This window comes from Streptomyces anulatus, from assembly GCF_000721175.1.
In the GTDB taxonomy this organism is placed as follows: domain Bacteria; phylum Actinomycetota; class Actinomycetes; order Streptomycetales; family Streptomycetaceae; genus Streptomyces; species Streptomyces anulatus_C.
Genome location: NZ_JOEZ01000050.1, coordinates 24,084 through 35,010, shown reverse-complemented (window position 1 = coordinate 35,010; position 10,927 = coordinate 24,084). Strand labels below are relative to the sequence as shown.

Below are 10,927 nucleotides of genomic sequence, written 5' to 3'. Positions count from 1 at the left end.
GGGGCGGGGGCCACGGGGGCGGCGGCGACCGGCGCGGGGGCCGGGGCGGCGGGCCGTGGTTGCGACGGGGCGGCAGGGGCCTGTGGTGCGGGCGGGGCCTGCTGCGGTTCGTCCACGGAGATGCCGAAGTCCGTCGCCAGGCCTTCGAGACCGGTGCTGTAGCCCTGCCCGACCGCGCGGAACTTCCACGCGCCCTGACGCAGGTACAGCTCGCCGAGGATGAAGGCGGTCTCGACCGTGGCGTCCGTGCTGTCGAAGCGGGCCAGCTCCGCGCCGCCCGCCGCGTCCGTGACCCGTACGGACAGTCCGCCCACCCGGCCGAAGGTCCCGCCGTCCGCCGAGGCCGCGACGACGATGCGCTCGATCCCGGGCTCGACCTTGCCGAAGTCGACGAGGAGGGAGTCGGTGACGCGGTCGGCCGCGGTCTGCTTGCCCTCGTGCCGGACCGCGCCGGACACGTGGGCCGGCTGGTTGTAGAAGACGAAGTCCGCGTCGCTGCGGACCTTCCCCGCCACCAGCAGGAGCCCGGAGGCGTCGACGTCCGGGGTGCCCGGTGCGGTGTGCCACCCCACTGCGACGCGCACGGTACCGGCCGGCACCGGAACGTTGGTTCCCTTTTGCATGGTCATGCTCGCCCCCATCACGAGTCCGGCTGCCCGCAGGCTTTCCCCCACAACCTAATCCCCGCACCCGGCGTGTCGTGCGGCACCCGCCCCGAGACCGTCCCGGGGATCCCCGGGCAGCGGGACGCCCCCGGGCCGCCGCCCCTCGGGGTTCGGCGGCCCGGGTCGTCCCGGCGGCCTCCGCCGGCGGCTCTCCGGGCGAGGGTGGCCTTCGCCGTCCCGAGCGACGGCGGCGAGGGCGGCCTCGCGCGGTGTGCCGTCCGTCGCCGGTACGGGGTCGCCTACGGTGCCGCCGCGCGGGCTCAAGACCTCCAGGGCGGTGCGGCAGGCGTGGTCCACATGGCGCATCCGCGTGAGGTCGAGCTCCACCGGCCCGTCCGCCAGCGTGTCGAGGATCAGGGGCAGGCGCAGGAAGGATGCGCTGCCGCTGAGGGTGACCGTGGTGCGGTCGTCCTGCTCGTCGGTGTCCAGGCGGACGGCGAAGGCCTCCCACGCCGTCTTGACCACGGCCATCCCGACGCCGAGCAGAACGCCCAGGAACATGTCCGTGAGGACGATCGCCGGAGCGGTGACCAACAGGACCACGTCCTCGCCCCGGTGATCGCGCCGGAGCTGGCGGATGGTCAGGACGGGGATGAGCTCGGCGCCGGCGTGGATGAGGACACCGGCGAGCGTGGCCACGGGAATCAGCGCGAGTACGGCGGGGAACAGGGCCGCGACAGCAGCCACACACCGTGCAGAATCCGCGACGCCTTGGATTATGGTTCGGCATTGCGGTTCACTGACAGTTACCCAACCGCGCTTTCACATTCAGCGGGCGGTCGACGAGATATCCATTCGTCGGCCCAGCACGGGGAACACCTTCCGCACCATCAACGGAATGGGCTCGCCGCCGAGCAGGCCGCGAAGAACGGCTGCACCGGCGACGCACCCAAGAACGGCTGCACAGCGCGGCGCCGAAGACCGGCTCTATCTCCTGACCGGCCCGCAGGGACGCCCGGAAACTGTGCGCGATCCTTGCATGCCGCTCGTCCGTTACCGGTCGGGCGACTGTGTGCGCACCCTGGACGGCACACCGGACCCCGCAGCGATCACCCATTTCTGCGGCAGGCAGAAGGAATTGCCGAGCACACCGAACGGCCCGGTGCCAAGGGCGACCTCGACCGGCGTATCACGGACGCTTTCCCCCGGATCTTCCTGCACCAACTCCACGGCGACGCCGACGCCACCCTGCTCGGCACGACGTTCACCGACGAACCCGTCGACGCCACGGAAGAGGCGACGCTACGGCAGAGCATCGGCGAACTGACCGGACGTCACTGCCGGATCGAAAACCGTACCCCTATTTCCGTCGGGCGATCCGACAGGTACGCCCGGCTCGCTCGCCGTACACCGCGCCTGACGAGCCGTCATCTCCCCCGGCAGAAGACGGAGTGCCATCGCCAGCGGGCAGACCCTCTCCTCCGACGACCTGAAGCGCCTCCTCGGGGACGCGCAGCACACCGAGGCGTTGCGGCAATTCCGTGACCGGGAGCCGGACACACCGCAGGGCTTCATGGAGCGTCGGATCACCGAATGCCTGCGGTACCTCTACCTCGTCTCCCGGCACCGGGGCAGTGGGCTTTCCCTGCCGGCCGAACAGGACATCGACGAGATATGGCACTACCTCATCCTTAAGACCGCCAATACCGCGAGCTTCGCGAAGAGTGACTTCCCGGGCGGTTCTGCATCAACCACCGCGGTATCACTTACGAGGGTTATCAGGAGGAGCCGGGTCGCGAACAGGCAACGTCAGAGGCATTGCGCCCGATCTCCCCGTACTGGCGGGAATGCGGCCCGTTCGACGAAGGCGCGCTGCCGCACTGGACCACGGTGCGGTTCCTCCATGAGCAGATGGGGATTTCACTGACGGACATCGCGGAGCTGAAACCCGTGGCCGTGGCCTGAGCAGAACACTCTTCGTCCGCATGACGATCGGAAACACTCCTTTGTCTACTCGCAAGGCCCACATCCGGTGGCGTCGGGGGAGGTTCCCGAACAGCGGCGCATTCTGATCGTGCTGGTACCGGCCCGGACGATGAGCGGCGCAGGGCTCCCGGCGGGGACGACCATGGGGCCCTGCCAAGGGCTGTCCCGCACCCGCTGGGGCCGCCGCCCCGGACCGGCACTGGGCTACGCGTTCGGGGCGCTCGGCAACCTGGGTGTGGCGGCCCCCGTCACCGGAAGCGTCACGCTGCTCCTCCCGGCCCTCCTGGTGTACGGGACCGGTACCGCGAGCGGCCTCACGGGTGCGCTACGCGGGCGCGGAGCTGGTCTCCCCTCCCCGTCGCGGACGGGCCGTGAGCACGGTGCTCTTCGCCACCACGCTGGGTGCGGTGGCCGGGCCCATGCTGGTGACGCCGGCCGGCGAGGTCGCGCACGCCTGGGGCGTTCCGCGGCTCGCCGGGCCCTTCCTGCCGGCGGTGGCGGCGTTCGCCGCCACCGCGGCCCTGCTCGCCTGTCTGCTCCGGCCCGGTCCGCTCCGGCTCGCCCAGGCGCTGACCGCCCGGGCGGCGAGCGCCGCGGACGAAGGCGCGGACACAGGCGACGCGGGTTCGGGCGGGCCCCGCGTCGCTGGGCCCGCGCCCGCCGGGCATCACGATGTCGTCGTCGGCACCACCGTGACGGTCCTGGCCCAGGTCGTCATGATCGCGGTCATGACGATGACGCCGATGCACATGCTGGCGCACAGTCATACCGCCCAGGCCGCGGGCCTCGTGATCTCCCTGCCCGCCGGAGCGGTGTTCCTGCCCTCCCCGCTCACCGGGCTGCTCGTCGACCGGATCGGCGGGCGGCGGGTCGCCCGCGCGTCCGGACCGCCGCTCCTGGCGGCGGGGGTGCTCGCCGCCCCGTCACCGGCGGGCCGGCCGCCCTGCTGGTCCTGCCGCTGAACCAGGGCGGGCCTTTCACCTCCGCGGACGATCTTCGCTACGCCGAGTCGTGCGCATCGCGCTTTGGGCCAATCGCTATTCGCTTGCCACCCGAGTGCGTCGACGCCGTTCCCGTTCACCGTCGGGAGCGCGGGCCGAAGCCAACGCCCACCAGCGGAAAGGCCCCTGCCGTTAACGAAGGCTTTAACGTTGCTTTGGCGGGCCGGGCGCACAGAACCAGCGTAAAACGGATAACCCGAAGATTGGGGCTCCCCATACAGCACATCGTGGGCTTAACTTAGGTGGCATGACGTCCCCCCGCTCCACCTTCGGCGGCGGCTACTACGCCGCGTCGTTCCCCGACACTCCGATCTACGACTCCTTGGTCGCGGAGCGGGGAACCCCGCAGATCGCCCCCATCCGTGTGCCAGCCGCCTATGACACCGGCAGCAGCTATCTGCCGGCCCTGCCGTCCGCGCTGCCGGCGCTGCCCGCGGCCCCGTCGCAGCAGACCGGCTCCTACGGCTACCCGCAGCAGCAGCCGATGCCGCAGTACCAGCAGGCTCCGGCGCAGCACGCTCCGATGCAGCCCGCCCAACTGCAGCACGCGCCCGCGCCGTACATCCCGCAGCAGCCCTCGGCGGTCCGCGGTTATCCGCAGCAGCCCCAGCCGCAGCGCCCCGCGCCCGCCACCGGGTACGAGTCGATGCGCCCGGCCTCGCCGCGGCCCGCGCCGGCACAGTCGCCGTACGAGGACCCGTACAACCGGCCCTACCAGAGCCGGGGGTACTGAACCGCGACTCCGTACAGCGAGGTGCGCCGGGGGACGCACCGGGCCGATGCCCGGAAGGAGCCGCGCGTACAGGGTCCGGCGGTGCTGGCAGGATGGGCGCATGAGCTTTCCCGTGCTCCGGTCCGCCCACGTCCATCCGGTGAAGTCGCTCGCCGCGCGCGCACGCGACACGGTCGCCGTCGAGCCATGGGGACTCGACGGCGACCGCCGCTGGATGCTGGTCGACAAGGCGGCCAGGGCCGTCACACAGCGTCAGCAGCCGTCCATGGCGCGGATCGCGGCCGAGCCGCTGCCGGGCGGTGGCGTGCTCCTGTCCGCGCCGGGCCACCCGCCCCTGCGGGTGGAGGCGCCGAAACCGGACCGGATGCTCACCGTGGAGCTGCACCGGGACACCGTGGTGGTGGCGGCGGCACCGGAGGACGCGCATGACTGGCTGAGCGCGGTCCTCGGTACGGAGGTCCGGCTCGTGCATCTCGACGACCCGTCGCACCGCAGGCCCGTCGACCCGCTCTTCTCCCGGCCCGGGGACACGGTCACCCTCGCCGACGGCTACCCGCTGCTGATGACCACCACGTCCTCGCTCGACGCGCTCAACGCCTTGGTCGCCGCGGGCGACCGGCCCGAGGAGGGCCCGCTGCCGATGGACCGTTTCCGGCCCAACGTGGTGATCGGGGGGACCGAGGCCTGGGCGGAGGACGGCTGGCGGCGGATCTCCATCGGCGAGGTCGCCTTCGCGGTGGCCAAGCCCTGCGGCCGCTGCGTGATCACGACGACCGACCAGCACACCGCCGAGCGGGGCAGGGAGCCGCTGCTCACGCTGGCCCGCCACCGCCGGTTCGGCAAGCAGTTGGTCTTCGGCCAGAATCTGATCCCCGAGGGGACGGGAGTGATCCGGGTCGGGGACCCCGTGCGGATCCTGGATCGATGAAGCCGACGAAAAGGAGGAGGGGGCACGGGCGTGTGGGTCCTGTGGGGACTGCTGCGCGGGCGGGGCAATCCGCTGCGCCGTGCCACCGACCGCAGCGAGGCCCGGGTGGCGCTCGGAGCGCTGCTGCTCCTCGTGATCGGCGCCCCGGCCGCGGGCTGGGCCGGCGGCGCGGTCGCCGACGCCTCACTCCAGCGGTCGGTGCGCGCCCAGCACGAGGAACGCCACCCCGTCGACGCGGTCGTGGTGGGCGCGCTGCCGGGGCGGGAGCGGTTCGCCGGTGATCCCGAGGGCGGTTCCGAACCGACCGCGCTCACCTGGGTGGTGGTGGCGTCCTGGCAGGCCCCGGACGGCAGTCCCCGCACCGGAGAGGTGGCCACCGCGTCACGGCCCGGCGCCCCGGGGGCCCGGGTGCGGATCTGGACGGACGCGGCAGGGCTGCCGGTTCCGCCGCCGATGGACGGGCGCACCGCCCGGACCCACGCGGTGCTGGGAGGCATCGGCACGTTCCTGCTCGCCGCCGGATGCGTCGAGGCGGGCCGCAGGGTGGTCGTAGGGCGCATGGTGCGGCAGCGGTACGCGCGGCTGGACCGGGAGTGGGCCTCGGCGGGTCCGGACTGGGGCGGGGCCGGAACGGGCGGCTGACCACGGTCTCCCCCGGCCGGAGGCGGCGGTCGGCAACATCGCACCGAGGGGCCGACTCGTCAACTCCCGCCCCTCGCGCGCGCTACGGTGGTCCGACCCCGTCCGCCTCCCCGGCGACGGACGGACCCGAGGCATCGCACAGCACGAGGTGGGGGCAGAGCAACTCCATGGCACAGGGCACGGTCCAGGTGACGCACACCGGCACATCGCGATGGCGCCGCCGCACGGGCGAGTACGCCTCCCTCTCCGCGGCCCTGGAGGCGGCAGCCGACGGCGACGTCCTCACCGTCGCGCCCGGGACCTACCGGGAGAACCTCGTCGTCCACCGCGCGGTGACGCTGCGCGGCCCCGAAGGCTCGGCCGGTTCCGTGCGGATCGCCCCGGTCGACGGCGTACCCCTGACCGTGCGCGCCTCCGCCGTCATCCAGGACCTCCACGTCGAGGGCCAGGACTCGGCTGCCCCGGCGCTGCTGGTCGAGGACGGCACGGCGGAGCTGACGGACCTGCGGATCGTGACGCGGTCCGCCGCGGGCATCGAGGTGCGCGGCGCGGCCCGGCCCACCGTGCGGCGCTGCACGGTCGACAACCCGGCCGGGGTCGGCATCGCCGTGCTGGACGGTGCGGGCGGTGTGTTCGAGGAGTGCGAGATCGTCTCGGCCGGCCAGTCCGGGGTCTCGGTCCGCGACGGCGGGCATCCGCGCCTGGACCGCTGCCGGATCCATCACGCCTCCGGGGCGGGCATCGGCGTGACCGGCGAGGGCAGCGGTCTGGAGGCGTTCGGCTGCGAGGTGTACGAGATCAAGGGCAGCGGCATCCAGGTCACCGCCCGCGCTTCGGCCCATCTGACCGACTGCACGGTGCACCGCACGTCGGCGGACGGCGTCACGCTGGACACCGACGCGGTGCTGACGCTCGCCGACTGCGACATCCACGACATCCCGGAGAACGCCGTCGACCTGCGGTCTCGTTCGGTGCTCACGCTGACCCGCTCCACGGTCCGCCGCTTCGGCCGCAACGGGCTCTCGGTCTGGGATCCGGGAACCCGGGTGGACGCCAACCAGTGCGAGATCCACGACAGTACCGGCGACTACCCGGCGGTCTGGGTCAGCGACGGCGCGACGGTGATACTGGACGCCTGCCGGGTGCACGACGTGCCCGACGCGCTGTTCGTCCTCGACCGGGGTTCGCGCGCCGACGTGGTGGACAGCGACCTCTCCCAGATCCGTAACACCGCCGTCTCCGTGAGCGACGGGGCGACCGCGCAGCTGGACGACTGCCGGATCCGTGAGGCGTCCACGGGCGCCTGGTTCCGCGACCACGGCAGCGGCGGCACGCTGAACAACTGCACCATCGACGCGGCGCAGACCGGGGTCATCGTGACCAAGGGCGCGGACCCCACGATCGAGCGCTGCACGGTCACCTCGCCCGCCGAGGCGGGGTTCTACGTCTCGGCCGAGGGCCGGGGCACCTTCGACAGCTGCCGGGTGACGGGCAGCGAGGGTTACGGCTTCCACGTCATGGACGGCTGCCGCACCACGCTGACACGCTGCCGTACCGAGCGGTGTGCCCGCGGCGGTTACGAGTTCCCCGAGGGCGCCGGTCCGTCTGGCGACGGCGGTTCCGCGACCGGCCCGGTGGCCGAGGACTGCACGAGCGACGAGAGCGGTCTCCGTACGGCTCCGGCTCCGGCGCCCGCGGTGCTGACGGAAACCCGGTCGACGCCCGGTCTGCTGGGCGCGCTGCCCGGGCAGCGTGCGGTCGAGCCCGCTGCGGAACCGGTCCCTCCGGTGGAGCCGGCCCGGGACTCCTCGGCGGTCCTCGGTGAACTGGACGCGCTGGTGGGGCTGGAGAGCGTCAAGCGCGAGGTGCGGGCGCTGACCGACATGATCGAGGTGGGCCGCCGCCGTCAGGAGGCCGGGCTCAAGGCCGCGTCCGTCCGCCGCCACCTCGTCTTCACCGGCTCCCCCGGTACGGGCAAGACGACGGTCGCCCGGCTGTACGGGGAGATCCTGGCCTCGCTCGGGGTGCTGGAGCGCGGCCATCTGGTCGAGGTGTCCCGGGTCGACCTGGTCGGCGAGCACATCGGCTCGACGGCGATCCGGACCCAGGAGGCGTTCGACCGGGCGCGCGGCGGGGTGCTGTTCGTCGACGAGGCGTACGCCCTCTCCCCCGAGGACTCCGGCCGGGACTTCGGGCGGGAGGCCATCGACACCCTGGTGAAGCTGATGGAGGACCACCGGGACGCGGTGGTCGTGATCGTCGCGGGCTACACCCACGAGATGGAGCGGTTCCTCACCGTCAATCCCGGGGTGGCCTCACGGTTCTCCCGGACCATCACCTTCAGCGACTACCTCCCCGATGAGCTGCTGCGGATCGTCGAGCAGCAGGCCGAGGAGCATGAGTACAGCCTGGCGGAGGGCACCGGGGAGGCGCTCCTGAAGTACTTCACCGCGCTCCCCAAGGGCCCCGCCTTCGGCAACGGCCGCACCGCCCGGCAGACCTTCGAGTCGATGGTGGAGCGGCACGCGGGCCGGGTCGCCCAGCTCGCCGAGACGAGCACGGCCGACCTGACCCTGCTCTATCCGGAGGACCTCCCCGAGCTGCCCTTCTGAGTCCGTGCCTCCGCCTGTCGCGGGAGAAGTGGGCCCAGCTCCTCCAGAAGGTCGGCGCGCGCGTCGGCGAATGCCGGGTCGGCCTGGTAGTCGGAGTGCCCGAGGATCGGTTCGGGCAGGGGGAGCTTCGTGGTCCGCCCGTAGGCCAGGGGGTCCTTCAGGGGGCCCCGGTCGACGCCCGGGTCGGGGTCGGCGCAGATGCGGACGGGGCCGCCGATCGGGTCGGTGGCCCGCCACAGATTGCGCCAGCAGTGCATCGAGCGGTGCAGCCCGAGCAGCGGTTCGGGGCCGAAGTAGGCCGGGAACCACCGCCCGTACAGCCGCTCCAGCGGTGAGCCGTAGGTAAGCAGCGCGACCCGGCGGCGGGTCGCGTCGGGCAACTGCCAGACGGCGGAGGCGGCGAGCACGCTGCCCTGCGAGTGGCCCGAGATGACGAGCCGGCCCCGGGGCGTGGTCGTCGTCCAGGCGGACATCCGGGAGGCGAGGTCGGGTACGGCGCGCTCGGCGTAGCACGGGGGCGCGAAGGGGTGGGCGGCGCGCGGCCAGAAGGTGCCCACGTCCCAGAGGATGCCGATGGTGCGGCGGGCCGAGGCGTCCTTGTAGGCGCGGCGGCCGCCGGCGACGAACAGTATGAAGCCGAAGCCGATCAGCCAGGAGCCGGTCGACTGCGCGGCCTCGGCGAAGGACTCGAGGAGCGGCCCGCGCCCGTCGGCGGCCCGGCCCGGGACCTCGTCGCTGCGCCAGGAGCCGGCGATCGCGCCCGCCCCGAGCAGCAGGGTGGCGGCGGAGACCACGCCGACGATCCAGGGCGCGGAGTCGGTGAGGGCGGCGGTCGCACGGATCCGGGCGATGCGGCGGGTACGGCCCTCGTCGGCCGGTTCTGGGGCGTACTCCGCCTCGATGACCGGGCCCAGGCGGCGGGCGGTGCGGGCGGTGCGGACGATCAGCACCAGGACCGGGACGAGCAGGAGCAGCAGGAGCACCGGGATGACGGAGGCCTGCCAGCTGAGCAGGACCGGCGGCCCGGCGATGTCGGTGCCGTGGCCCATGCCCGGGGTGCCGGATCCGTCGAGCCAGTCGGCGACGCGCTGGGCGACCCCTCCGGTCATCACGCCACCGAGGGCGCAGGCGAGCATGGCGACCGCGGGGCCGCCGAGTCCGTGCAGGATGGTGCGGGGTTCGGGGGTGCGCCGGTAGAGGCCCCGGGCGACCACGGCGAGGGCGACTACGAGGACGCCCTGGCCGAGGGCGAGGAGCCGGAAGGTGGCCTCGCCGGGCAGGCTGCCGGAGGACTGCCAGTCCGGGCGCGACCAGGACGCGTACAGGACGGCGAGGGTGAGCAGGGCGAGGGCGGAGCCGGGCAGATAGGTGATGAGGGCGGCGTCCAGCCGGGTGTCGCGGGTGCGTTCGCTGCGGCCCCGGCGGCAGACGACCCAGACGACGACGATCGCGCAGAGGACGATGCCGCCTTCGACGGCCGCGCCGAGGAACCGGGGCACCGGGCCGTCGGCGCCCCGGTCGTGTCGGGCGGCGGCGCCGGCGACGGCTGCGGCGACGGTCAGGAACCCGGCCGCGGTGTGGGCGGCGCGGAGCCGGGCGACGAGCCGGCGGCCGTACCAGAAGCCGGGCCTGCCGAGCGCGGGGCGGACCGAAGCGGGCGGGTGCGGGGCCCCGTCGGCGTCCGGGTCGGGTGCGCCGGGGCCGTGGGCCTCCTGTGAGCCGTCGGGGTCGTGCGCGCCGGTCTCCCCGACGTCCAGGGGGCGTTGGGCCTCGTACGCGCTCCAGGTCCGGTTGGACAGGTACCACAGGAGCCCGACCAGGGCCGCTGGCACGACGGCCGCCAGGGCGAGGCGGCGTCCGGGCTGGGACCACCAGCCGCCCTGATGGGCCGACAGGAAGCCGAGCCAGGAGCGGCGTTCGGCGCAGGCCTCGGCGCCCGCGCACTGCCAGGCCAGCAGGTCCAGGGCGACCTCGCAGGCGGCCGCCGTGAGCAGCACGGTGAGGCTGAGCGCGACGAGCCGCACCAGGACGCCGTACAGCCGTACCGCGCGGGTGCGGCCGGGGGCGGTGGGGCGCATCCAGTGGGCGAGGTTGACCACCATGAACGGCAGGAGCAGCAGCCACAGCGCGCGGGAGCCGTTGCCGGAGGTGAGTCCGGACCAGCAGTACGCCTCGGCGACGGGCTCGCCCCGGTAGCGCTCGGGGTGCTTCTCGCCGTGGGCGTCGTCGGTGCGCCGGTACACGGCGGCGGTCGCGTCCCCGGTGACCCGGACGGTTCGGGGGTCGCCCAGCATCTCCTGCGGGGTGGCGCCGCCGACGCCGTGGACGAGCAGTTCCAGTGCGGTCCCGGTGTGCTGCGGGGGCGGGGAGGCCGACGGGGGCGGGGGCGGGGCTGCAGGAGCCAAGGGGGAACTCTCTCT

Annotated in this window: 8 protein-coding genes and 2 pseudogenes; 6 read left to right on the top strand and 4 right to left on the bottom strand. The window is 73.5% G+C overall.

What is annotated here, in order from left to right; genetic code table 11:
• From IG90_RS0136205 to IG90_RS45070, 3 genes are all read right to left on the bottom strand, one after another.
• On the bottom strand, positions 1–641 hold a 641-nt coding region (locus IG90_RS0136205), incomplete at its 3' end, for a TerD family protein (RefSeq protein WP_167345027.1).
• A 36-nt stretch (positions 642–677) separates the two neighbouring features.
• A complete protein-coding gene (locus IG90_RS40165; protein ID WP_030594530.1) occupies positions 678–1,352 on the bottom strand; it encodes a SulP family inorganic anion transporter in 675 nt (224 codons plus the stop codon).
• Positions 1,353–1,658: 306 nt separating this feature from the next.
• Positions 1,659–1,835, bottom strand: a complete 177-nt coding sequence (locus IG90_RS45070; RefSeq protein WP_167345026.1) for a hypothetical protein — start codon at positions 1,833–1,835, stop codon at positions 1,659–1,661.
• A 226-nt stretch (positions 1,836–2,061) separates the two neighbouring features.
• Between IG90_RS45070 and IG90_RS40160 the strand changes: the two are divergent.
• The 6 genes and pseudogenes from IG90_RS40160 (at position 2,062) to IG90_RS0136170 (ending at position 8,507) form a co-directional block, all read left to right on the top strand.
• Positions 2,062–2,570, top strand: a pseudogene (locus IG90_RS40160) (hypothetical protein).
• A 109-nt stretch (positions 2,571–2,679) separates the two neighbouring features.
• Positions 2,680–3,535: pseudogene (locus IG90_RS40155) on the top strand (MFS transporter); the annotation flags it as partial.
• 304 nt (positions 3,536–3,839) lie between these two features.
• Positions 3,840–4,325 (top strand): DUF6643 family protein, encoded by a 486-nt coding sequence (locus tag IG90_RS0136185; protein WP_030594527.1) that lies wholly within the window; start codon positions 3,840–3,842, stop codon positions 4,323–4,325.
• Between the two features lie 100 nt (positions 4,326–4,425).
• Complete coding sequence (locus IG90_RS0136180) at positions 4,426–5,253, top strand: MOSC domain-containing protein (protein ID WP_030594524.1); 828 nt, start codon at positions 4,426–4,428, stop codon at positions 5,251–5,253.
• 30 nt (positions 5,254–5,283) lie between these two features.
• The gene (locus tag IG90_RS0136175; protein ID WP_030594522.1) at positions 5,284–5,895 is read left to right on the top strand and encodes an Rv1733c family protein; all 612 of its coding nucleotides are present in this window, start codon (positions 5,284–5,286) and stop codon (positions 5,893–5,895) included.
• A gap of 167 nt (positions 5,896–6,062) precedes the next feature.
• Positions 6,063–8,507 carry a right-handed parallel beta-helix repeat-containing protein gene (locus IG90_RS0136170; protein ID WP_030594521.1) on the top strand — a complete coding sequence of 815 codons (2,445 nt, stop codon included), beginning with the start codon at positions 6,063–6,065 and terminating at the stop codon, positions 8,505–8,507.
• Here IG90_RS0136170 and IG90_RS0136165 read toward each other — a convergent pair.
• On the bottom strand, positions 8,474–10,912 hold the full coding sequence (locus IG90_RS0136165; RefSeq protein ID WP_030594520.1) for a membrane protein: 2,439 nt from the start codon (positions 10,910–10,912) through the stop codon (positions 8,474–8,476). The two genes, IG90_RS0136170 and IG90_RS0136165, sit on opposite strands and share 34 nt — an antisense overlap.
• Between the last annotated feature and the right edge of the window lie 15 nt (positions 10,913–10,927).

Excerpts from the sequence above, each read along its gene's own strand:
- IG90_RS0136185 (WP_030594527.1), top strand. The coding sequence starts at position 3,840 with ATGACGTCCCCCCGCTCCACCTTCGGCGGCGGCTACTACGCCGCGTCG.
- IG90_RS0136180 (WP_030594524.1), top strand. The coding sequence starts at position 4,426 with ATGAGCTTTCCCGTGCTCCGGTCCGCCCACGTCCATCCGGTGAAGTCG.
- IG90_RS0136170 (WP_030594521.1), top strand. The coding sequence starts at position 6,063 with ATGGCACAGGGCACGGTCCAGGTGACGCACACCGGCACATCGCGATGG.